19 protein-coding genes are annotated in these 22867 nt (G+C 39.4%); 1 reads left to right on the forward strand and 18 read right to left on the reverse strand.

The window, feature by feature from the left end:
• Positions 1 to 94 precede the first annotated feature (94 nt).
• The 6 genes from hemL to hemA form a co-directional block, all read right to left on the reverse strand.
• A complete protein-coding gene (gene hemL, locus V7164_RS01600) occupies positions 95 to 1384 on the reverse strand; it encodes a glutamate-1-semialdehyde 2,1-aminomutase (RefSeq protein ID WP_335347003.1) in 1290 nt (429 codons plus the stop codon).
• A 512-nt stretch (positions 1385 to 1896) separates the two neighbouring features.
• Positions 1897 to 2874 (reverse strand): porphobilinogen synthase, encoded by a 978-nt coding sequence (gene hemB, locus V7164_RS01605; RefSeq protein WP_335347004.1) that lies wholly within the window; start codon positions 2872 to 2874, stop codon positions 1897 to 1899.
• Between the two features lie 25 nt (positions 2875 to 2899).
• Positions 2900 to 3694, reverse strand: a complete 795-nt coding sequence (locus V7164_RS01610; RefSeq protein ID WP_335353297.1) for a uroporphyrinogen-III synthase — start codon at positions 3692 to 3694, stop codon at positions 2900 to 2902.
• Positions 3691 to 4623 (reverse strand): hydroxymethylbilane synthase, encoded by a 933-nt coding sequence (hemC, locus tag V7164_RS01615; RefSeq protein ID WP_335353298.1) that lies wholly within the window; start codon positions 4621 to 4623, stop codon positions 3691 to 3693. Before hemC ends, V7164_RS01610 begins: the two co-directional genes overlap by 4 nt.
• 14 nt (positions 4624 to 4637) lie before the next feature.
• Positions 4638 to 5471, reverse strand: coding sequence for a cytochrome c biogenesis protein (locus tag V7164_RS01620; RefSeq protein ID WP_335344293.1), 834 nt, complete (start codon positions 5469 to 5471; stop codon positions 4638 to 4640).
• Between the two features lie 12 nt (positions 5472 to 5483).
• Positions 5484 to 6830: a glutamyl-tRNA reductase gene (gene hemA / locus V7164_RS01625; RefSeq protein WP_335353299.1), complete on the reverse strand. Its 1347-nt coding sequence runs from the start codon at positions 6828 to 6830 to the stop codon at positions 5484 to 5486.
• Between the two features lie 236 nt (positions 6831 to 7066).
• Here hemA and V7164_RS01630 point away from each other — a divergent pair, with 236 nt between their 5' ends.
• A complete protein-coding gene (locus tag V7164_RS01630) occupies positions 7067 to 7552 on the forward strand; it encodes a LiaI-LiaF-like domain-containing protein (protein WP_335344291.1) in 486 nt (161 codons plus the stop codon).
• Between the two features lie 33 nt (positions 7553 to 7585).
• Here V7164_RS01630 and V7164_RS01635 read toward each other — a convergent pair whose 3' ends face one another.
• The 12 genes from V7164_RS01635 to leuB form a co-directional block, all read right to left on the reverse strand.
• A complete protein-coding gene (locus V7164_RS01635) occupies positions 7586 to 8323 on the reverse strand; it encodes an amino acid ABC transporter ATP-binding protein (protein WP_335344290.1) in 738 nt (245 codons plus the stop codon).
• A 15-nt stretch (positions 8324 to 8338) separates the two neighbouring features.
• A complete protein-coding gene (locus tag V7164_RS01640) occupies positions 8339 to 8986 on the reverse strand; it encodes an amino acid ABC transporter permease (RefSeq protein WP_335344289.1) in 648 nt (215 codons plus the stop codon).
• 60 nt (positions 8987 to 9046) lie between these two features.
• Entirely contained in the window at positions 9047 to 9829 is a 783-nt protein-coding gene (locus V7164_RS01645) for a transporter substrate-binding domain-containing protein (protein WP_335344288.1), read from the reverse strand.
• 218 nt (positions 9830 to 10047) lie between these two features.
• Entirely contained in the window at positions 10048 to 10629 is a 582-nt protein-coding gene (gene yihA, locus V7164_RS01650; RefSeq protein WP_335344287.1) for a ribosome biogenesis GTP-binding protein YihA/YsxC, read from the reverse strand.
• On the reverse strand, positions 10626 to 12953 hold the full coding sequence (gene lon, locus V7164_RS01655; RefSeq protein WP_335344286.1) for an endopeptidase La: 2328 nt from the start codon (positions 12951 to 12953) through the stop codon (positions 10626 to 10628). The genes yihA and lon overlap by 4 nt, the downstream gene beginning before the upstream one ends.
• Before the next feature lie 539 nt (positions 12954 to 13492).
• Entirely contained in the window at positions 13493 to 15160 is a 1668-nt protein-coding gene (gene lonB / locus V7164_RS01660) for an ATP-dependent protease LonB (protein WP_335344284.1), read from the reverse strand.
• Positions 15161 to 15377: 217 nt separating this feature from the next.
• Complete coding sequence (gene clpX, locus V7164_RS01665) at positions 15378 to 16640, reverse strand: ATP-dependent protease ATP-binding subunit ClpX (RefSeq protein WP_335344283.1); 1263 nt, start codon at positions 16638 to 16640, stop codon at positions 15378 to 15380.
• Positions 16641 to 17039: 399 nt separating this feature from the next.
• Positions 17040 to 18323 carry a trigger factor gene (gene tig, locus V7164_RS01670; RefSeq protein WP_335344282.1) on the reverse strand — a complete coding sequence of 428 codons (1284 nt, stop codon included), beginning with the start codon at positions 18321 to 18323 and terminating at the stop codon, positions 17040 to 17042.
• A gap of 161 nt (positions 18324 to 18484) precedes the next feature.
• Complete coding sequence (locus V7164_RS01675; protein WP_335344281.1) at positions 18485 to 19513, reverse strand: tetratricopeptide repeat protein; 1029 nt, start codon at positions 19511 to 19513, stop codon at positions 18485 to 18487.
• A gap of 92 nt (positions 19514 to 19605) precedes the next feature.
• Positions 19606 to 20199 carry a 3-isopropylmalate dehydratase small subunit gene (leuD, locus tag V7164_RS01680; RefSeq protein ID WP_335353300.1) on the reverse strand — a complete coding sequence of 198 codons (594 nt, stop codon included), beginning with the start codon at positions 20197 to 20199 and terminating at the stop codon, positions 19606 to 19608.
• A gap of 25 nt (positions 20200 to 20224) precedes the next feature.
• The gene (gene leuC / locus V7164_RS01685) at positions 20225 to 21637 is read right to left on the reverse strand and encodes a 3-isopropylmalate dehydratase large subunit (RefSeq protein ID WP_335344280.1); all 1413 of its coding nucleotides are present in this window, start codon (positions 21635 to 21637) and stop codon (positions 20225 to 20227) included.
• 76 nt (positions 21638 to 21713) lie between these two features.
• Complete coding sequence (gene leuB / locus V7164_RS01690) at positions 21714 to 22826, reverse strand: 3-isopropylmalate dehydrogenase (protein WP_335344279.1); 1113 nt, start codon at positions 22824 to 22826, stop codon at positions 21714 to 21716.
• Positions 22827 to 22867 lie beyond the last annotated feature (41 nt).

Consider the following 22867-nt stretch of genomic DNA (forward strand, 5'->3'; position numbering starts at 1 on the left):
CGCCACGTCCTGTGGCAACGTCTGTGTGACCCACATCCTGTGGGCCGCAACTAACAATCAGTGGGATAATGCCCCCACTGATTGAAGTTTCACTTTATCCTTTGAGCTTTGAAAATGCAATTTCTGCTGCTTGGAGTGTTTTTTCGATATCTTCATCACTATGTTCAGTGGATAAGAAGAGACCTTCAAATTGGGAAGGAGGAAGGAATACTCCTTGATTAGCCATTTCCCGATAATAGGATGCAAAATAATCCAGGTTCGAGGATTTGGCTTTATCGTAGTTAATGACATCTTCATTTGTAAAGAAGAAACCAATCATCGAGCCAGCACGATTGAAAGTATGAGGGATTTCATATTTTTCTGCTGCAGCTTTTATACCAGCTTCTAATAAATCCCCTTTACGCTGGAATTCTTTATATGAATCTGGAGTAAGCTGACTCAATGTTTCATAGCCAGCCGTCATGGCTAATGGATTTCCAGACAAGGTTCCTGCCTGATAAATAGGACCGCTTGGTGCAATTTGCTCCATAATTTCAGCCTTTCCGCCATATGCGCCAACAGGAAGTCCCCCGCCGATTACTTTGCCTAAACAAGTGATATCTGGAGTAACATTGTAATAGCCTTGAGCACAATTGTAATCAACACGGAAGCCTGTCATAACCTCGTCAAAGATTAAAAGTGCGCCATATTGAGATGTAATTTCTCTTAAACCCTCTAGGAAGCCAGGAAGAGGCGGAACAACTCCCATGTTCCCAGCTACAGGCTCGGCGATAATACAGGCAATATCTTCTCCAAATTGTTCAAAAGCGTATTTAACACTTTCTAAATCGTTATAAGGAACAGTAATCGTATTTTTGGCTACACTTTCTGGTACACCTGGGCTATCTGGAAGTCCAAGTGTAGCGACTCCAGATCCTGCTTTAATAAGCAAGGAATCGCCATGTCCGTGATAGCAGCCTTCAAATTTCAAAATTTTGTTTCGGCCCGTATAGCCTCGTGCGAGCCTTAAAGCACTCATTGTTGCTTCTGTACCAGAGGAGACCATACGTACGACTTCAATAGAAGGTACTCTCTCCTGAACAAGCTTGGCCAGATCATTTTCTTGAACGGTTGGTGCACCGAAGCTAGTTCCCATTTCAGCTACCTTCTTTATTGCCTCAACAACACGATCATTCGAATGCCCTAGAATTAAAGGCCCCCATGATAAAACATAGTCAATATATTCATTGCCATCGATATCATAAATTTTGGAACCCTTTCCTCTTTCCATAAAAATCGGATCCATTTTAACTGATTTGAAGGCACGCACAGGTGAGTTAACCCCACCAGGCATCAATCTGCTTGCTTCTTTAAAAGCTTGAATAGATTTTTCGTAAGAGCGCATTTAATCCCTCTTCTCGTTTTAATGTTTTTCTAAAGACGGTTTAAGTATAACTTTTAAGGCTGAAGGGTGTTTTAAAGTCCCTTTAATTACCTTCTGAACTATTTTTCAATGCTGAAAGGCGTTATTAAATCCCTTTAACTACCTTCTGACCTGTTTTCTGGCACTGAAGGGGGTTATAAAGCCTCTTTAACTACCTTCAGATCTGTTTTCTGGCACTGAAGGGCGTTATAAAGCCTCTTTAACTACCTTCAGAACGTTTTCTGGCACTGAAAGACGTTATAAAGTCACTTTAACTACCATCTGAACTGATTTTCAGTGCTGAAGGGCGTTTAAAAGCACTTTTAACGACCTTCTAACCTATTTTCCTGCACTCAAGGGTGTTTAAAAGCACTTTTAACGCCCTTCTGACCTGTTTTCCTGCACTAAATGGCGTTTAAAAGCCCTCTTAACGCCCTTCTGACCTTTTTCCTGCACTGAAGGGCTTTATTAAGCCAGCTCATCAGGTTTTACAACTACTGGTTCCGCAGCCATCTAGCCGCGTCTTTAGCGTGATACGTAATAATTAAATCACAGCCGGCACGCTTCATTCCAACTAGCATTTCCATGACAATTCGCTCTTCATCAATCCAGCCATTTTGTGAGGCTGCTTTCACCATGGAATATTCCCCGCTCACATTATAAATAACGAGTGGAAGATTAATATTATTTTTCACATCTCGGACGATATCGAGATACGGCATTCCAGGCTTCACAATGATAAAATCGGCGCCTTCCATTAAATCAGATTCTGCTTCACGTAAAGCTTCCATACGGTTTGCCGGATCCATTTGGTAAGCTTTACGATCGCCAAACTGAGGTGTACTGTCAGCTGCATCACGGAACGGACCATAGAAGGCTGAAGCATATTTAACGGCATAAGACATAATAGGTATATTTTCAAAGCCAGCTTCATCCAAGCCTGCACGAATTGCAGCGACAAATCCATCCATCATATTAGATGGAGCAATTATATCGGCACCTGCTTTTGCCTGACTGACAGCCGTTTGTACTAATAGGTCAAGTGAAGGATCATTTAATACTTGTCCATTCTCAATCACACCGCAATGCCCATGGCTTGTGTACTCACAAAGACAAGTATCGGCAATAACAATGACATCCGGGAACTTATCCTTAATAAATCTAGTGGCTTCTTGAACAATCCCATGATCATGATACGCTTGGTTGCCGCATTCATCTTTTTCAATGGGAATCCCGAAAAGGAGGACGGATTTAATTCCTAATGATACAACCTCATTCATTTCTTCTTCAAGATGATCTAATGATAAATTATAAATTCCAGGCATAGAGGAAATTTCTCTTTTAATATCCTGTCCTTCAGCAACAAAAATCGGATAAATTAAATCATCAGTACTTAAATGGTTTTCACGGACTAAAGCTCTCATGTTTGGACTTTGGCGAAGTCTTCTATGTCTCGTAAATTGGATATCCATTAGGCTCACTCCTATTTTTGAAAAATTACTTTTTCATATTTAAATATTCAATAATACTTTCTAGCATATGATCAGTTGTATAGATTGCCGGCTCACAGTGGACATTTAGTCCGTATGATATAATTCTATCCTTTGTAATCGGGCCAATACAGCTAATTATACTATTTTCTAGCCGATGAAAAAGCTGGCTTTCCTTCATCACTCTCATAAAATGATCAACAGTTGAGGGACTTGTAAAGGCAAGGATATCTATTATTCCGTCCGAAAATGCCTCTACTATTTTCACTCTGCTTTCATCAGGAAAGAAAGTGTCATACATGATAATCTCGTCAACATTTGCGCCCTTTTCCGTTAAGGCCGTATAAATAATATTTCTAGCAAGTTTCCCTTTAGGGATTAAAATGTTCATCCCCGCCTTCACAAGCGGCAAGAAATCCTTAACAAACCCTTCCGCAACATACTCCCTTGGGATAAAATCCACCTTTATTCCCGCGTGCAGCAGGCAGGCTTCTGTTTTTTTTCCAATGGCTGCGATTTTGGGCAACTTCATTTTTTCAGGAGAGTCGATAAAAGAAAGAAAGGTCTCAACCGTGACATTGCTCGTAAAAACAATCCAATCATACGTATGTAACTGATGAAGAATCTTCATAATCTCATCAGAAATATCTACAGGCTTAAAGGCGATAAGAGGGATTTCAACAGGAATTCCTCCATAACCTTTAACTAAACTTGAAAAGGTTTTCGCCTGCTCCTTCCCTCTAGGAACGAGAACCGACATTCCCTTAAAAGGAAGGGCTATGCCCTCGCCTCCACCGGTCATTCGCGATCCAGCTCCTCTTTCACCTGATCGATTAAATCTTTAGCTCCCTGATTAATTAAGAGATTAGCCGCTTCAACTCCGACCTCCTCAGGGTCTAAGCCTTTCACTTGTTCTGTATAGATCACTTTTCCATCAGGAGAGCCGACTAGGCAGGTTAGCACAATTTCTTCTCCATTAAGCTCTGCAAAGCCAGCGATTGGCACCTGGCAGCCTCCCTCCATTTTGTGAAGGAATGCTCTCTCTGCTCGAACGGTTGCATCTGTTTTCTTGCATGTAAATTTATCTAATAAACCGCGAAGTTCTTCATCATCACTGCGGCATTCGATAGAAAGTGCCCCTTGCCCAATAGCAGGCAAACAAATATCTGGGTCTAACAATTCTGTCACGACATCACTTGCCCAACCTAGTCTCTTTAAACCCGCGGCAGCGAGAATAATCGCATCGTATTCATCTGTTTCTAGCTTGGCAAGTCTAGTATCAATATTTCCTCTAATCCATTTAATTTCTAAATCCGGACGGCGTGCAAGAAGCTGTGCCCCTCTGCGTAAACTGCTCGTTCCAATTACAGCCCCAGGTTTAAGATCTGAGAAACGTACATGGTCTTTTGAAATAAGCGCATCCCGGTGATCTTCTCTTTCAGGAATACTGCCGATTATTAGCCCTTCAGGCAGAACTGCCGGCATATCCTTCATACTGTGGACAGCCATATCAATTTCTTTATCCAGCATGGCCTGCTCGATTTCTTTCACAAACAAGCCCTTACCGCCGACCTTAGAAAGCGTCACATCTAATATGCGGTCGCCTTTTGTAACAATTTCCTTCACTTCGAAATCAAAGGATGGATCAATCGCCTTCAATTGATCGATTACCCAATTTGTTTGTGTTAATGCAAGTTTACTTCTGCGAGATCCTACGATAATTTTTCTCATGACAGCCTCCTAATTTACGAATACCAGAAATGGAAAGATGATAATGAACCGAATAGAAAGAAGTTAATTAAGACAATTAGAAAGGATGCAATATTCCATAATGCTAATTGCTTCCCGGCAAGCCCTTTGCCTACTTTTAAATAAAGATAAATACTGTATGCAGCGATAACTACAAAAGAACCGACCACTTTAGAATCGTACCAAATCATATCTGGTACCTTAATATAGGCCCACTGAATACCCAGGATTAAGCTTATCATCAACATGGGAACTCCAATTACATTTAATACATATGAGGTTTTGTCCAGCTTCGATAAATCTGCAACCCTTAATAGCCTTGGGCCCCATTTCTTTCTTTTCAACAGATCATACTGAATTAAATATAATACGGAAAATACAAAAGACAAGGAAAATGCCCCATATGACAAAATCGCAACAGTAATGTGTATAAATAGTAATTCAGAAATGAGCTTTTGAGCCATCACATTTGATTCATACTGAATAGGGGCAAATGTGTGAATGGCCATAATGATAAATCCAATTACATTTGTAAAAAAGACTATAAAGTCTACCCTAAGAAAACGGTTTAATGCTAATGACAAAGTAATGAGCACCCAGGCATAAAAATATAATCCTTCAAAAATTGTCAGTACGGGAAATCTGCCTGTTTTCATCATATATAAAAAGAGAAAGACCGTTTGCAAAAGCCAAACAAATGCAAGTAACCAGAAGGCAATTCGGTTTGCCTTCCGGTTATGATGTAAGAAATCAATAAAGTATAATAAGACACTCAAGGCATACAGAACGACAGTAGCTTCATGCAGCCGTGTCATATAAATATCGATCATACTCAAGTACTCCTACGATTGAAAGGAAGCCTGTGACATATGAGCGATAGAGTTTTGTGGTTCGGCTGTTTGTGTCATTTTCCGCTCAGAAACAAGTTCTTCTATATTGAAAATTTTCATAAATAAATCTAATGCCTTTTCAGCATCCTTACCTCCGGCCATTTCCTTCGCCTGTAAAATAGGATCCTTTAACAGCTGATTAATAATACTCTTTGTATGTTTATTCAGTACCTTTTTATCACGATCACTTAAATTCGGCATCTTTCTTTCAATACTTTCCATTGTTTCAGCCTGAATCGCTAATGCCTTTTCCCTTAAAGCAGAGATAACGGGAACGACACCAAGCAAATTCAGCCATTGTTTAAATTCAATAATTTCCTGCTCAATCATGAGCTGAATGGTTTCTGCTGCCTTCTTACGTTCCTGCAGATTTGCTTCAACAATTCCTTCAAGGTCATCTATATCATATAAGAAGACAGTATCTAATTCAGCGAGGGCAGGGTCCAAATCACGTGGCACAGCGATGTCTACCATGAATAATGGTTTTCCTTTTCGTAATTTTTCAACAGCTGTCATCATTTCCTTCGTGACAACGAATCCCTTTGCTCCAGTAGAACTAATAAGAATGTCCGCTTCAATTAAAGAGCATTGGAGCTCTTGAAGAGATTTCGCCTTGCCAGCATAACGGACTGCTATATCCTGCGCTTTTTCAAATGTACGATTGATAACGGTTACCTTGCTTGCACCGTTTGCATGCAGATTTTGGATAGCAAGCTCGCCCATTTTACCGGCTCCCAAAATAAGCACATGCTTATTCTCTAAAGAACCAAATATCTTTTTTGCCAACTCTACAGCAGCATAGCTAACTGAAACGGCATTAGCTCCGATTTCTGTTTCAGAATGAGCCCGTTTAGCTAACGTAACAGCTTGTTTAAATAATTGATTAAATACAGTTCCAATCGTATGATCATCCTGTGCCTGCAGAAAGCTTGTCCGAACCTGTCCTAAAATTTGGGTCTCTCCAAGAATCATGGAATTCAGCCCACAGGAGACATTGAATAAATGCTCGATAGCCCCTTCCTGCTCATAAATAAACAAATAAGGAGAAAATTCTTCTTTCTCTATCTTAAACCACTCTGATAAAAATTCTTTAATATAGTAACGGCCTGTGTGAATCTGATCAACAACCGCATAGATTTCAGTCCGATTACAAGTAGACACAATCACATTCTCAAGGATGCTTTTTTTATCCTTTAACGTTTTCATAGCATCTGGTAATTGAGAAGGGTTAAACGTCAATCTTTCCCGAATTTCAACAGGGGCCGTTTTATAATTTAGACCAACAACTACTATATGCATTTAAATTGACACCCCCAAATTAATTGCACAATAACTATTCTAATTGTAGCACTTATTTCCTTCATATTTATGCGAAAATGTGAACAGATCTTGAACTCCTATGGTAAAATATTCATTGAATTCAAATAGATCGTACACAAATTATGTTTATTTATTTTTTCGACAAAATACTCCCTTATGTACATTATCAAAAATTGGATATAGATTCAAGTGAACCTTATTGGAAGGGTGTAAATATGAAAAATCAGAGAATATTTCCTGGTATTATCCTAATTGGCTTTGGAGCATACTTCTTTCTTCAACAATCAAATATCACTTTTTTTCAGCCTTTTTTTACATGGCCTAGCCTTTTAATCATCATTGGGATCGCATTTTTATTTCAAGGCTATGGAGCGAAGGATTATCATGCCATCTTACCAGGTGTCATCCTGACAGGGTTTGGCTTGCATTTCCATGTCGTGAATCGTCTTGAAATTTGGCCGGATCATATCGGAACATTCATTTTAATTATTGCTTTAGGCTTTTTACTTCAGCACCAAAAAACTAGAACCGGGTTATTTCAAGGAATTTTATTTTTAGTTCTTGCTTCCTTGCTCCTATTTTACGACCGGATTATTCTATGGTTTGGTTTATTGGAAAACGGAGTTACAACCGCCTGGAAGTTTTGGCCAGCCATCTTTATTCTAGCGGGTATTTACTTTCTGTTTTTTAAAAAGAAATAGGAGGACAAGGTTATTATTCCCTGTCCTCCGTGTTTATAAAACCGAATCTAAGAAGTGTTTTGTACGGGTTTCCTTTGGATGAGAGAATAAGTCCTTCGGATGACCAACTTCGACAATACGGCCTTCATGCATATAGACGACCCAATCAGCAACCTCTCTAGCAAAGCCCATTTCGTGTGTGACGACCACCATTGTCATTCCCTCTTCAGCCAGCTCCTTCATTGTGGCAAGCACCTCGCCAACAAGCTCAGGATCTAAGGCAGATGTAGGCTCATCAAATAGCATGATTTCAGGTTTCATAGCTAATGCCCTTGCTATGGCTACCCGCTGCTTTTGTCCGCCAGACAGCTTGGATGGGTACACATTTTCCTTATCTGAAAGACCTACTTTTTTCAATAATGCCTTTCCTTCGGCCGTAGCTTGCTCTTTAGATAGCTTTTTTACATAAATGGGAGCCTCAATAACGTTTTCAAGTACTGTTTTATGCGGGAATAAATTAAAATGCTGAAATACCATCCCAACTCGTGCTCGGACCTTATTGAGATCATGTGTTTCTTTTTCAATTTGTTCGCCGTTAATTACGACTAACCCACTATCCTTAAATTCCAAAAAATTGATGCATCGAAGAAGTGTGCTTTTCCCTGAGCCGCTCGCGCCTATTAAACAAACCACTTCACTTTGCTTAACCGTCATATTAATATCCTTTAATACGTGCAAATCTCCAAATGATTTATTTAGCATGTCAACTTTTATCATGACCGTACCGCTCATATTATAACTCCTTTCTTAATCGCTGCTAGCCATTCTTTTTTCGATTAACCTGACAATAATGGAGAAGAATAGAACTAATACTAAGTAGTAAACAGCTACAATGAGTAAATAGCTCATATAGTCGTATTTAATTGAGCCTTGAGTAGTAGCTACATTAAATAGCTCGTACATTCCAATAAATGATGCAAGTGAGGAATCCTTTAGGGCAATAATAAATTGATTTCCTAGGGGCGGAAGTGCCCTGCGAATGGCTTGTGGAAGAATAATCCTTCTCATCGCTAAGGAAACCGTCATACCAAGAGAACGTCCTGCCTCCATTTGTCCATGATCGACTGACTGGATCGCCCCTCGGAAAATTTCAGCAATATAAGCACCGTTATGAAAGGCTAGTCCAAGAACAACAGCCCAGAAGTCTGGCATATTGATAGAGGTTAAACCAAAGTAGAAAATAAAGATTTGCACAACGAGCGGCGTTCCCCGTACGAGAAATATATAAGCATCCGCCACTAATTCTAATACCTTCACCTTTGAAATTTTTAAAAAGGCAAAAAAAAGGCCGATAAATATTGCGATAAAAATGGAAATAATCGTGAGTTGGAAGGTAAGTACCATTCCTTTTAAGAAAATGGGGTATGTTGCCATGAATTTTGTGAATAAATCCATAGGCTTTCCTCCTTTACTTTTATTAATAAATAGAGGATGACTAAGTCATCCTCTATTTGCTTATTCCTTCTCAGGGTCTTTCGTAATATCTTCACCGATGTACTTTTTACTGATTTCCGTCAATGTTCCGTTTTCATGTAATTTTTTCAACGCTTCATTAATTTTTTTCAGAAGCTCCTCGTTTTCTTTCGCAACAGCTATTGCTTGTTCACTTTTTCCTAGCAATTCTTTTCCAACAATATTCATTCCAGCACCAATTGCCTCTTTGCCCGTAATAAAATCAGTGATGACTGCATCATGCTTCCCTTTACTTAATGCTTCAAGCGCCACGACATCGCTATCGTAAAATTTAATATTATCTGTTACAGGCTGTGCGACATCTGCATAAGTAGTTCCTTTAGCTACAGCAATTTCTAATCCTTTTAAATCGTCAATTGTTTCAACTGTACTATCAGGACGGACATAGATTTGCGGTCCAGAATAGTAGTATGGAATCGAGAAATTTACGGCTTCTAACCGCTCTTCCGTGATTGTATGACTAGCAACCGCCGCATCAAAGCGGCCAGATTTAACCCCTTCAACGATGCCTCCGAACTTAAACTTTTTCTGTACAGGCTCTAACCCAAGTTCTTTTGCTACTGCTTCTCCTACCTCAATGTCAAAACCGCTCATCGTTCCATCCGCATTCGTCACACTAAATGGGTTAAATTCACCTGACGATGCATAAATAAACTTTCCTTTCTCGACAAGCTTAAAGCCCTCATTCTCTGCTTCCTTTGACCCACAGGCAGCAAGAACAATAATAGAAATGAATAAAAGTAATCCCTTTCCAAAATGCTTCACTATTAGAAAGTCCCCTTTCTTCTTCTCTCAAATTTTTTCTAATTACCTAAACATATGATACGAATTCTTTTAAGATTCATATTTTCTGCTAAATGTTTTCGTGATTGCTTCTAGCAGACTAAAAAATTAATACTTTTTCTATTACTATAATAAAGATTGATATATTTCATTCTTATAGCAAAAAAAATCCCGGTGCATTTCTGCATCGGGATTGAAGCTTATATATAGCTTAGAAGCACAGACCACGCTTCATCCTTCCCTTGTCCAGTTTCGGACGAAAAAAGGATTAAAGGATCATTCGGATCGAGGTCCAGTGTTTCTTTCGTTATTTTTATATGCTTTTGCCATTTCGATTTCGGAACTTTATCGGCCTTTGTAGCGATAATGACACATGGGATTTCGTAATGCTTTAGGAAATTATACATCATGATATCATCCTGACTTGGGGGATGACGCAAATCAACTATTTGCACAACAGCTTTTAGCTGCTCTCTTGATGTTAAATACGTTTCAATCATTTTGCCCCAGGCTTCTCGTTCTTTTTTAGAAACTTTAGCGTAGCCATAACCAGGTACATCGACAAAATGTAACATCTCATTAATCAGGAAAAAATTTAATGTTTGTGTTTTCCCAGGCTTTGATGAGGTTCTAGCTAACGCTTTTCTATTTAACATTTTGTTAATAAACGAAGATTTCCCAACATTTGACCTGCCTGCTAAAGCAAACTCGGGTAAAGCCTCACCCGGATATTGGTCAGGCTTTACCGCACTAATAACGATATCTGCTGAATTTACCTTCATGCTTCTGCACCCCCAGTCAATGCATGCATTAGCACTTCATCTACATGGGAGACTAGAACAAATTCCAACTCGTCTCGGACACTCTCAGGTATATCATCAATATCCTTTTCATTGTCCTTTGGAAGAATAATTTTCGTTAGACCCGCTCGATGAGCACTAAGTGTTTTTTCTTTAACGCCGCCTATTGGCAGGACACGCCCACGCAAAGTAATCTCCCCAGTCATACCAATTTCTTTGCGGATTCGCTTACCAGAAAGTGCAGACACTAAAGCAGTTGTAATCGTAATACCTGCAGATGGGCCATCCTTAGGGACGGCTCCCTCCGGAACGTGAATGTGAATATCATACTTTTCGTGAAAGTCCTCTTCAATCCCTAATTCACTTGCTTTAGAACGGACATAGCTAAAGGCCGCTTGAGCCGATTCCTTCATGACATCCCCAAGCTTCCCTGTGAGGACAAGCTTGCCTTTTCCTGGTGAAAGTGATACTTCAATTTGCAGTGTATCCCCGCCAACAGTTGTATAAGCAAGTCCTGTTGCCACACCCACTTGATCCTCAAGCTCAGCTTGCCCATATCGAAAAATCGGCTTTCCTAGGAAGTCTTCCACATTTTTTTCGGAAATAATAACCTTTTTCTTTTCACCTGAGACAATAATTTTCGCTGTTTTCCGGCATATCGTTGCCAGCTGTCTTTCAAGTCCTCGTACACCCGCTTCTCTTGTGTAATACCGAACGACCTTCTGAATTCCGTCCTCGCGGATTTGAAGCTGAGATTTTGTAAGACCATGCTCTTTTATTTGTTTCGGTAAAAGATGATCTTTTGCAATATGATTTTTCTCTAGTTCTGTATAGCCAGCAATTGTAATAATCTCCATCCGGTCTCTAAGCGGCCCAGGTATAGTCGCTAAATTATTCGCTGTTGCGATAAACATGACTTTAGAAAGATCGTATGTTTCCTCAATGTAATGATCACTAAAATTATTATTTTGTTCAGGGTCTAAAACTTCAAGCATAGCTGAAGACGGATCTCCCCGGAAGTCACTTGACATCTTATCAATTTCATCAAGTAAAAATACTGGATTAATCGTTCCAGCTTTCTTCATTCCCTGTATAATACGGCCTGGCATAGCACCTACATACGTTCTTCGATGGCCCCGAATTTCAGATTCATCGCGAACACCGCCAAGTGAAATACGGACAAAATTTCGGTTGAGTGATGTAGCAATGGAACGTGCTAGGCTTGTTTTCCCTACTCCAGGGGGTCCTGCTAGACAAAGTATTGGCCCTTTTAATGAATTCGTCAGCTTTTGAACAGCTAAGTATTCCAGCACACGTTCTTTCACCTTTTCAAGACCGTAATGGTCATTATTTAAGATGCGTTCTGCTTTATGAATATTTAAATCATCTTCTGTTGCCTTGCTCCATGGCAATGAAATTAGCCATTCAATATAATTTCGAATAACGCCGCTTTCCGCAGAACTTGAAGGGATTTTTTCATAACGATCAAGTTCCTTGAATGCGGTTGCTTGAACATTTTCTGGCATGCCGGCTTTTTCAATTTTTTCAGTAAGGTCGGCAACCTCGCCTGTCTTTCCTTCTTTATCTCCAAGCTCTTTCTGGATAGCCTTCATTTGTTCGCGCAAATAATATTCCTTCTGTGTGCGTTCCATTGATTTCTTTACGCGCTGGCCAATTTTCTTTTCTAAATTTAATACTTCTTTTTCATTATGAATGATTTCAATAACTTGATTCATCCGGTCTTTGACATCAAAGGTTTCTAATATTTCCTGCTTTTCCTTTAGCTTTAAAGGTAAATGGGATGCGATGATATCTGCCATGCGCCCAGGCTCTTCAATATCCGAAACAGCAGAATACGTTTCTGCTGATACTTTTTTCGATACCTTTATGTATTGTTCAAAGTAATCCAGCATAGTCCTCATTAGAGCTTGATCTTCTGTATCCTTTGTCGTTTCCTCTTCGAATACTTCTATTTTGACTGCGTAGTGGTTAGGGTCATCCTTAAATTCAAGAATTTGCGCCCTTTTTAACCCTTCTACTAAAACCCGGATTGTCCCATTAGGAAGTTTAAGCATTTGCTTGACACGTGTTAATGTTCCAATTTGGTATAAATCCTCTTCAGCGGGTTCATCTATCGATATTTCTTTTTGCGTAGACAAGAAAATTAAATGGTCATCTACCATCGCTTTTTCAAGGGCTTGCACCGACTTTTCACGGCCAACATCTAAGTGCAGGACCATAGTTGGATAAACAAGCAGACCCCTTAGCGGCAGGAGGGGGACGATAATTTCTTTCTTTTTCGCCATAACTTAGGAAGCACCTCCAAAATACATATCTTCATTAGCCTTAAATTGCTAATATTTTCTTTGTACAATTCTAACTTATTTATGTGTAAGTGTCTAATTTGAAAAGCGGTAGCACTGGTTCATAGAAATCTCGGACGGACTTTTCATGACTCAGCTTGGGTCAAAGTGTACGTCTGAAAGGGTTGGATGGACATTTCATGTGTCAACTTGGATCAAAGTGGCCGTCCAGCGGGGCTGGATGGACTTTTCACACGTCAGCTTGGGTCAAGGTGTCCGTCCAACTGGGCTGGATGGACTTTTCATGCGTCATCTTGGAGCAAAGTGGCCGTCCAACGGGGTTGGATGGACTTTTCACACGTCAGCTTGGGTCAAAGTGGCCGTCCAGCGGGGCTGGATGGACTTTTCACACGTCAGCTTGGATCAAAGTGGCCGTCCAGCGGGGCTGGATGGACATTTCACATCGTCAACCTATATCCGTCTTCTCGACATAAAGAAAACTTCGGCTTTCATGCTGGGAACAATTAGCCGAAGTTGACCATCTAGATGCTTTCTTTTTTTGCCAATTCGATTGAAGCAGTGATGGATTGTTCCAGGTGAAAGTTCTTCAATAAAGCTAGTTCAAAAACTTCATTCAAATGGCTTACTGGAACAATTTTGATTCCGGTTATTTCTTTTAATATGGATTGCATATTTTCTTTTGGAATAATAACGGTTTGGGCCCCAGCCTTTTTCGCTGCTTTTACCTTCGGATAAACACCGCCAACTGGTTTAACATGCCCATGAATACTTATTTCCCCTGTCATGGCAACTGTATGGTCAATAGGATACTTGTAAATGGCAGAATAAATCCCGGTGGCCATCGCAATACCTGCGGATGGGCCATCTATTGGAACACCGCCTGGAAAGTTAACATGGATATCATAGTCGCTTGCTGGAACTCCCATCGAGCGAAGAACGGTTATTACATTTTCAATGGATCCTCTTGCCATACTTTTTCTGCGAATGGATTTTCCTTGTCCGCCAATACTTTCCTCTTCAACAATACCTGTAATATTTATACTGCCCTTATCTTTAGCTGGAATAATGGTAACCTCAATTTCAAGAAGGGCGCCTGAGTTTGGGCCATATACAGCTAAACCATTCACTAATCCCACTTCAGAACGGGTGTTTATTTTTCTTTCCATTCTTGGTGTTAGCTGACTCGATTGAATGACCCATTCAATGTCTTCATCTTTTATGTAATTTCGATCTTCTGTAATGGCAAGCCCTGCTGCAATTTGGATCATATTGACTGCTTCACGGCCGTTCCGTGCGTAAGAAGCAAGAGTCATTAATCCATTTTCACTAATGGCCAGATTAACTTTTTCTGTTGCTCTTCTGCCGACATCAGCGATTTCCTCTTCAGCCAGCTCCCGGAAAAATACCTCCATACATCTGGACCGAATGGCCGGAGGAATTTCACTTGGGGTTCTTGTAGTCGCTCCAATTAATCGAAAATCAGCTGGAAGGCCATTTTTAAAAATATCATGAATATGGTTTGGAATTTGGGCATTCTCCTCATTATAATAGGCGCTTTCCAAGAATACTTTCCGATCCTCTAGCACTTTTAAAAGCTTATTCATTTGGATAGGATGAAGCTCCCCGATTTCATCAATAAACAAAACGCCACCATGTGCATTTGTAACAGCCCCTTGTTTCGGCTGAGGTATGCCAGCTTGTCCCATGGCTCCTGCACCTTGATAAATAGGGTCGTGAACCGACCCGATCAGCGGGTCTGCAATTCCTCTTTCATCAAATCGGGCTGTAGTGGCATCCAATTCGATAAAGACAGATGAATGTTTAAAAGGGGATTTTGCTGTCTTTTTCGCTTCTTCTAAAACTAATCTTGCTGCTGCTGTTTTTCCTACCCCTGGAGGTCCGTAGATGATCACATGCTGCGGGTTTGGGCTGCATAAGGCTGCTTTTAACGATTTTATTCCATCCTCTTGACCTACTATGTCTGCAAAGCTTGATGGGCGAACTTTTTCTGCTAAAGGCTCAGTTAAAGAGATGGATCTCATCTTTTTCAATTGGTCCATTTCTTTTCTTGATTCTCTATCAATTGATACTTTCTGTGTTCGTTGATTTTTAAGCAAATTCCAGAAATAAAGACCAATCACAATTCCAAAAAACAATTGAATAAATAAGGCGATCCCCGTCCAACTCATACTTTTCCCTCCTGCAATCTAGTTCTCGGTGATATATGCTAGTATCTCCCTGACTGAGTTGGAATAAACAAGATTTTGCTGTAAAAAGCTGGGGGGATTTTGTATTATACGGCTTGCAAATGTCCCTAATATCCAGGCAAAAAAGCCAAACCCTAAAGGGTTTGGCTTATAGTATTTGAAGAGAAAAGTTTACTCTTCTTGTATCCTCTGCTGCTTGTTATGCAGAAGTTCTTTCTTCTTTTACAATCGTTCCATCTTCAAGAATGAGTTTTGGTGATGTATTTTCTGTAATCGTTTCCTTTGTAATGATACATTTTTTAATATCATCACGAGAAGGAAGGTCAAACATAACATCCAGCATAATTCCTTCAATAATAGAACGAAGTCCGCGGGCTCCTGTTTTACGCTCAATTGCTTTCTTCGCAATTTCCACTAGTGCCTCATCTTCAAATTCAAGCTCTACATCGTCAAGCTCGAGCATCTTTTGATATTGCTTTACTAATGCATTTTTTGGTTTAGTCAGAATTTCAATTAATGCTTCTTCATCTAGCAAGCCAAGACTTGCAATGACTGGAAGACGGCCAATAAATTCTGGGATTAAACCAAATTTCAGAAGATCCTCTGGAAGAACTTTAGTTAGAAGTTCTTTTTGATCTACCTCGGTATCCTTTGTAGTAGAACCAAAGCCAATAACCTTTTGACCTAAACGGCGCTTAATAATTTGTTCGATGCCATCGAAGGCACCTCCACAAATAAATAAAACATTCGTTGTGTCAATTTGAATGAATTCCTGATGAGGGTGTTTACGTCCACCTTGAGGCGGAACGCTTGCTACAGTCCCCTCTAGAATTTTTAATAATGCTTGCTGAACCCCTTCACCAGAAACATCTCTAGTTATTGAAGGATTTTCTGATTTACGGGCTACCTTATCGATTTCATCAATATAAATAATGCCTTTTTCTGCTTTCTCCACATCATAGTCTGCTGATTGAATAAGCTTTAATAAAATATTTTCAACATCTTCACCTACATAGCCTGCTTCTGTTAGAGAAGTAGCATCTGCAATAGCAAACGGTACATTTAAAATGCGAGCTAACGTTTGTGCTAATAAGGTTTTTCCGCTTCCCGTTGGTCCAATCATACAAATGTTACTTTTGAAAAGCTCCACATCATCGATTTTACTATTGGAATTAATACGCTTGTAATGATTGTATACAGCTACTGATAATGATTTTTTCGCCTGATCCTGTCCAATTACGTATTCATCGAGAATGTCACGGATTTCAGCTGGTTTTGGGACATCTTTAAACTCAACTTCCTCTTCGGTTCCAAGCTCTTCTTCAACGATTTCGGTGCAGAGCTCTATACACTCATCACATATATATACACCTGGACCGGCAACAAGTTTTCGCACTTGATCCTGCGTTTTTCCACAGAAAGAACATTTTAATTGTCCTTTTTCATCACTAAATTTAAACAAATCCTTCACCCCTTAAAAAAACATCCATTCGTTATTATTTCCGCGAATCTTATGCAAACCGTTACGTTTTCTTTACAATCATTTTTTTGTTATGTATTGCATTGTAACATATTTTCACAATGGACAGGAAATGAAAACACTTATGAGTCAGATATGTTCTATTATGTATCTTTGTTTGCAAAGAGGATTCACATTTTACTGATGTTAAAATTATATTCCTAATAAACTAAGCTTAACCATTATTGATTAATTTAAATCGAAAGAATTTATCCAAATCCTTCATATGTAGGTAATAAAAAGACGTTATGTATGTTTATTATTTGTCCATTGTATAAAACAAGGCACGAATAAATCGCGCCTTGTTCATTATGTTTTCTTATTTGTAGTGTGTGCTTATAATTAAACAGTTTTGCTGCTTTCTACTAAGAACTCAACTGCTTTTTTAATTTGAAGGTCAGTCTTAAGACTTTCTAAACTTCCAAGAGCTTTTTCAATGCTTTCAACTGACATGTTGTACATTTCAGCCATTTTGCTAAGCTCAGCAGTTACTTCTTCGTCTGTTACTTCAATGTTCTCTGCTTTCGCAATTGCCTCAAGCGTTAAGTTTACACGTACGCGATTTTCTGCTTCTTCTTTCATTTGAGCGCTTAATGCATCTTTATCTTGACCAGAGAATTGGAAGTAAAGATCAAGGTTCATTCCTTGCATTTGAAGACGTTGTTCAAATTCATTCATCATGCGATCGATTTCTGTATCAACCATTACAGATGGAAGGTCGATTTCAGCATTTTTTGTAGCTTTTTCTACCACAGTATCTTGAACAAAGTGCTCAGCTTCATGCTTCTTGCTGTCTACTAAGCGTGTTTTTACTTTTTCTTTAAGAGCGTCTAAAGATTCAACTTCCTCATCTGCATCTTTAGCGAACTCATCATCTAAAGCAGGAAGTTCTTTTGTTTTGATTTCGTGAACAGTTACTTTAAACACAGCAGGCTTGCCAGCTAATTCAGCAGCATGGTACTCTTCAGGGAATGATACTTCAACATCCTTAGATTCGCCAGCTGCAGTGCCAACTAATTGATCTTCAAATCCAGGAATAAATTGACCTGAACCAAGCTCAAGAGAATAGTTTTCAGCTTTTCCGCCTTCAAATGCTTCTCCGTCAACAAATCCTTCGAAGTCCATTACAACTGTGTCGCCAGTTTCAGCTTTGCCTTCTTCTCTCACAACAAGCTCAGCTTGTCTTTCTTGCATAGATTTAAGCTCGTTATTTACGTCTTCTTCAGTTACTTCTGTATCGAATTTTTCTACTTCAAGCCCTTTATATTCGCCAAGCTTTACTTCAGGCTTTAAAGTTACTTTTGCTGTGAAAATTAAGCTCTTGCCTTTTTCGATTTGTTCTACATCGATTTCTGGGCGATCTACTGGCTCAATTCCAGTTTCTTCGATTGCACCTGCATATGCTTCAGGTAGAAGAAAATCAACTGCATCTTGGTAAAGTGATTCAACACCGAAACGCTTTTCAAACATTCCGCGCGGCATTTTTCCTTTACGGAAACCTGGTACATTAATTTGTTTAACGACTTTTTTAAATGCAGCGTCTAAACCTTCGTTTACCTTTTCTGCATCTACTTCAATTGTAAGAACTCCAACGTTCCCTTCTAGCTTTTCAAATTTAGCAGACATATAATTATTTCCCTCCAACAATCTATTATCATTTCATTCGTAACGAATTGGTATTGATACAGCTCGATTCCCAAGCATTATCATTTTTTTACATAATAAATACCATTTACATATACAACCATTATATTATAACATACAGACCCTAGCTTTCAACAATGAAGCTAATAATTTGGGGATGAAATTTCTTCTATTTTCTTTAAAAATGCCCCTGCTTGACCTATCTCTTTCTCCATAACTTTGTATCTTAAAGCGAGATCCTTTATAGAATAATGGAGTCCTTGATACTCCGCTGCAAGATGATGATAGGCAGCTCCCCAAACATTTTCACTAAAGGGCTTAAGAAGAAAAGGATATAGAATAAATAAATGGCGCTCTATCAAACTTTTGATATGTTCAAAGAGAATAGGGTCATCATGTTCAAGCTGTTCGGCTACGAGGTTTAGCAATTTATCCATCTGACTATTATGCTGAGCACCTTGGAGATTTGAAGGTTTTACTATCATCCATTCCCCGAGCTTTTGCACATTAACCTCTTTTTCATACTCATGTTCAATTAAAACATTTAATAGCATTGTTTTAAAGAATGGCTGTCCTTCACTTGACTCTAGATAAGCCTTTATTTGATTAATATAAGGCTTTAAGTTTCTATTTGTTAGCATTGTAGCCATTTGGATTTGCTCGTGCTGATCTTTTAATGAAAAAAGATCTATTTCCACATCCAAAGGTTCATCCAGAATAGGATCATCTGAATAAATATTGGGAGATGATTCAGCCATTCTTTTGCTAAAATGGAGCATACGTGTAAAATGCTCCATTTTATCTGCTGGTATTTCTTTTTCTTCTATTAATATTTCAATCGTCTTTACAATATCATCGTATTGATGTAATTGCACGAGAATCATTAAATAGAGGTCAATAATTTGAATATAATCTCCTATGCCCTTTTGGAGCATGCTATTTGCCAATTCCTTTGCTTTCGTCAATTGGCCGGACTCAAAATATGCAAGAACGAGCCCAATATGTATATCATTATTTTCCTGTTCTAAATTATTAGCCTCTTCAAGAAAATTAATCGCCTCACGGAACCTTTTTTGCTGAAGACTTTCAAGTCCTTTTTCCAAAAGTCTCTTTTCTAGACCAGGAAAAAGGAGAACTTTATCGTTTAGTTTTTTCCGATTCCGTTTTTTCATTTATGTCACGCCGCTTCGTTTTTGAAGTTAGTGTAGCATGATTATGATTAAAAAACAAAAGGATTCACAGAGAAAACTGTGAATCCTTTTGTTTACTTAACAGCTGTTAAAGTTTTTTCATATTCATCAATTTTATCATCGAGCTGAAGGGTAATTTCAATTTCATCCCAGCCGTTCATCAGCATCTTCTTCCAATAATCATTTATAGGGAAAGATGTGGAGAAGCCACTATCATCTGAGATCGTTTCCTGTTCTAAGTCAATTTTCAGCTTAAACGCTTGAGTTTTTCCTTTGGCTAATAAATAGGATACTTCATCCTCTTTGAGCTGAATTGGAAGTATTCCGTTCTTTAAGCAATTTTGATGAAAAATATCAGCAAATGAAGGGGCAATGACCGCTTTAAAGCCATAATCCAATAGCGCCCAAGGTGCATGCTCCCTTGATGAGCCGCATCCAAAATTTTCATTGGCAATTAAAATGGTTGCACCTGCGTTTTCGGGACGATTTAATTCGAAGTCTGGATTAGGCTCCCCATCCTTCAAAAAACGCCAATCATAAAATAAAAATTGGCCAAATCCTGTTTTTTCTATTCTTTTTAAAAATTGCTTCGGGATAATTTGATCTGTATCCACATTTGCTCGATCAAGAGCTGCCGCTTTTCCTTCTAAAACTTTAAAACCGCTCATTCTTATTCCCTCCTTTTTCCTATGATTAAACTGTCTCTGCCGTAATCAATGAGCTAACATCAACGAATCTTCCAAAGATCGCAGCTGCTGTAGCCATAGTTGGGCTGACTAAGTGTGTTCTTGCTCCAGAACCTTGTCTGCCTTCGAAATTTCGATTGGAGGTAGAAGCACAATGCTCTCCGCTAGGAACGATATCATTGTTCATACTTAAACACATGCTGCAGCCGGAATCACGCCATTCAAACCCAGCCTGTTTGAAGATGACATCTAACCCTTCTGATTCTGCTTGCTTCTTCACTTGCTGTGAACCTGGAACGACAAGTGCCCTAACATTCGGATGGACTTCCTTTCCTTTTGCAATGCTAGCAGCCTGGCGCAGATCCTCAATTCTTGAATTTGTACAAGAGCCAATAAAGACATGCTGAATCTCAATATCTTCAATTTTTTGACCTTCCTGCAATCCCATGTAGGCCAATGCCCGTTCAAGCGATTTCTTTTCAATTTCCGTTTTGCAATCATTCATAGTCGGGATTCGATCACTTATTTTTGCAGTCATCGATGGATTTGTCCCCCAGCTCACCATTGGAGCAATGTCATTTGCATCAATAGCGATGACACGATCATATTCGGCATCTGCGTCTGAAGCAAGCTCCTTCCACTTATCCACAGCCTGAGAGAAATCCTCGCCCTTTGGAGCATATCTTCTTCCTTGAATATAATTAAATGTCGTTTCATCTGGGCTTATAAGTCCAGCACGTGCTCCGCCCTCAATGGACATATTACAAATTGTCATTCTTTCTTCCATAGTCATTCTCTTGATCGTGTCTCCGCAATATTCAATTACATGACCTGTTCCGAAATCAATTCCATATTTCGCAATAACGTAAAGAATTACGTCCTTTGCAGACACGCCTTTTTTAAGCTCACCATTAATTTCTAGCTTTAATGTTTTTGGCTTTGCTCTCCAAATTGTTTGAGTCGCTAAAACGTGTTCTACCTCGCTAGTCCCAATTCCAAACGCAATGGATCCAAAAGCTCCATGTGTGGATGTATGACTATCACCGCAAACAATAGTCATTCCTGGCTGAGTTAAACCAAGCTCAGGTCCGATAACATGAACAATCCCTTGATCCGGGCTGTCAATGCCTGCTAGTTGAACGCCAAACTCTGTACAGTTCTTTTCTAAAGTCGACATTTGATTTAAAGCAACAGTATCCTTGATTTCATAACGATTATCTGTTGGGATGTTATGATCAACGGTTGCATAGGTTTTATCAGGTCTTCTTACGTTACGATTCTTCATTCTCAGTCCAGAAAACGCCTGTGGAGATGTAACTTCATGGACTAAATGCAGGTCAATATATAATAGGTCAGGGTTCCCCTCTTCCTGATGGACAATATGTTGTTCCCAAATTTTTTCAATAATTGACTTTCCCATTTTTTCCTCCCCCTCCAATTGTTATTTTTAAAATAAACACGACCAATTCTGGTCGTGTCCAATCGTTTCCGCTTTTCTATGCATAAGCACCCATGATGTTCAAAATAGCTTCATTATCAAGCAATGTTGCTTTTACTTCAGCAATCATTTCAGTAGTTGAAACTTGTTTCATTCCGGACGACATAATGTCTCCTGTGCGGTATCCGGCTTCAAGCACTTGATTTACTGCATGTTCAATGGCTTCTGCTTCCTCATTCATTCCAAATGAAAGTCTTAGCATCATGGCTGTTGAAAGAATCGTTGCTAGTGGATTAGCAAGATCTTTCCCGGCGATATCAGGAGCTGATCCATGGATTGGTTCATATAGATATGGCCCTTCCGCTGATAAACTTGCTGATGGCAGCATTCCTAATGAGCCAGTAAGAACTGAAGCTTCATCACTTAAGATGTCTCCAAACAAATTCTCAGTAACTACGACATCAAATTGTGTCGGCTTTCTAATAAGCTGCATTGCCGCATTGTCAACTAACATATGCTCGAGAACGACTTCAGGATAGTCCTTTGAAATGTCTTCGGCTACCTCTCTCCACATTCTGCTCGATTCCAATACATTAGCCTTGTCGACTGAAGTCACTTTCCCCTTACGTGCTTTTGCAAGCTCAAATGCAAGCTTAATGACTCTTTGCATTTCTTCTTTTTTATAAAACAATGTATCTACGACAGCATCTTCGCCATCTCTTGTTATACGTTCACTTGGCTTTCCAAAGTATAAGCCGCCCGTTAATTCCCTAACCATCAGCATATTTACGCCTTCAATAACTTCCTTTTTAAGAGAGGAAGAATCTGCAAGACTTTGATAATAGCTAGTTGGTCTTAAATTGGCATATAAATTTAAATCCTTACGAATTTTCAATAAACCGCGTTCGGGCCGGAGGTGGGGTGGCTGGCTCTCCCATTTAGGACCGCCAACTGCCCCTAGTAAAACCGCATCGCTTTGCTTGCATAGGTCAACTGTCTCATCGGGCAGCGGTGTTCCAACCGTATCAATTGCTTCCCCACCAATTTTTCCATATTCAAAATGAAACTGGTGACCGAAACGCTCTCCAACAGCCTGTAAAACTTCTATTGCTCCTTTTACCACCTCTTTGCCGATTCCATCTCCTGGTAGTACAGCGATACGCTTCTCCATTTTTATCCCTCCGTTTAATATTTATGTGATTTTCTAGATGA

Origin of the sequence: Bacillus sp. JJ1474 (genome assembly GCF_036965225.1) — a bacterium.
Classification (GTDB): domain Bacteria; phylum Bacillota; class Bacilli; order Bacillales; family Cytobacillaceae; genus Cytobacillus.

Coding starts and splice junctions, on each gene's coding strand:
- leuB (WP_335344279.1), bottom strand. CDS start 22,826: ATGGAGAAGCGTATCGCTGTACTACCAGGAGATGGAATCGGCAAAGAG.
- tig (WP_335344282.1), bottom strand. CDS start 18,323: ATGTCTGCTAAATTTGAAAAGCTAGAAGGGAACGTTGGAGTTCTTACA.
- hemC (WP_335353298.1), bottom strand. CDS start 4,623: ATGAGAAAAATTATCGTAGGATCTCGCAGAAGTAAACTTGCATTAACA.
- V7164_RS01640 (WP_335344289.1), bottom strand. CDS start 8,986: ATGGATTTATTCACAAAATTCATGGCAACATACCCCATTTTCTTAAAA.
- leuC (WP_335344280.1), bottom strand. CDS start 21,637: ATGGGAAAGTCAATTATTGAAAAAATTTGGGAACAACATATTGTCCAT.
- leuD (WP_335353300.1), bottom strand. CDS start 20,199: ATGAGCGGTTTTAAAGTTTTAGAAGGAAAAGCGGCAGCTCTTGATCGA.
- hemB (WP_335347004.1), bottom strand. CDS start 2,874: ATGGATATCCAATTTACGAGACATAGAAGACTTCGCCAAAGTCCAAAC.
- lonB (WP_335344284.1), bottom strand. CDS start 15,160: ATGAGTTGGACGGGGATCGCCTTATTTATTCAATTGTTTTTTGGAATT.
- hemL (WP_335347003.1), bottom strand. CDS start 1,384: ATGCGCTCTTACGAAAAATCTATTCAAGCTTTTAAAGAAGCAAGCAGA.
- V7164_RS01610 (WP_335353297.1), bottom strand. CDS start 3,694: ATGACCGGTGGAGGCGAGGGCATAGCCCTTCCTTTTAAGGGAATGTCG.
- hemA (WP_335353299.1), bottom strand. CDS start 6,830: ATGCATATAGTAGTTGTTGGTCTAAATTATAAAACGGCCCCTGTTGAA.
- V7164_RS01635 (WP_335344290.1), bottom strand. CDS start 8,323: ATGAGCGGTACGGTCATGATAAAAGTTGACATGCTAAATAAATCATTT.
- V7164_RS01620 (WP_335344293.1), bottom strand. CDS start 5,471: ATGATCGATATTTATATGACACGGCTGCATGAAGCTACTGTCGTTCTG.
- yihA (WP_335344287.1), bottom strand. CDS start 10,629: ATGAAGGTAAATTCAGCAGATATCGTTATTAGTGCGGTAAAGCCTGAC.
- lon (WP_335344286.1), bottom strand. CDS start 12,953: ATGGCGAAAAAGAAAGAAATTATCGTCCCCCTCCTGCCGCTAAGGGGT.
- V7164_RS01630 (WP_335344291.1), top strand. CDS start 7,067: ATGAAAAATCAGAGAATATTTCCTGGTATTATCCTAATTGGCTTTGGA.
- V7164_RS01675 (WP_335344281.1), bottom strand. CDS start 19,513: ATGAAAAAACGGAATCGGAAAAAACTAAACGATAAAGTTCTCCTTTTT.